Source organism: Stenotrophomonas sp. YIM B06876 (assembly GCF_030711595.1).
Classification (GTDB): Bacteria; Pseudomonadota; Gammaproteobacteria; order Xanthomonadales; family Xanthomonadaceae; genus Stenotrophomonas.
Genome location: NZ_JAUJUJ010000565.1, coordinates 1 through 430, shown reverse-complemented (window position 1 = coordinate 430; position 430 = coordinate 1). Strand labels below are relative to the sequence as shown.

Annotated in this window: 1 protein-coding gene; it reads right to left on the bottom strand. The window is 69.1% G+C overall.

Annotated features, from left to right (window positions below; all coding sequences use genetic code 11):
* Window positions 1-430: efflux RND transporter permease subunit (locus QZH66_RS18485; RefSeq protein WP_305807243.1), on the bottom strand; the 430-nt coding region annotated here is incomplete at both ends.

Sequence of the window (430 nt, the reverse complement as noted above, 5' to 3'; positions counted from 1 at the left end):
CGGCAGGGTCGACATGATGGTGATCGGGTGCACCGTGCTCTCGTACAGCACGCCCAGCACGATGTAGATCGCGAGCAGCGCCGTGGCGATCAGGAACGGCTCGTTGGCCAGCGACTGCTGGAAGGCCTGCGCCGTGCCCTGGAACTCGCCGTGGATAGCCGCCGGCGCGCCGATCTGCGCCATGGTCTGCTGGATGCCTGCCACCGCCTCGCTGAGCGAGGCACCGGGCACGAGGTTGAAGGAGATCGTGCTGGCGACGAAGCTGCCCTGGTGGTTGACGGCCAGCGGCGTTTTGCCCGGTGCGTAGTGCGTCATCGCCGCCAGTGGCACCATGGTTTCGGCGGAGGCGCTGACCGCTGCGCCGGTCGACGCGCTCGCATGGCCGCTGGCCGCGAGCTGGTTGGTCGCGAGGTTGCGCAGCGTGTCCTGC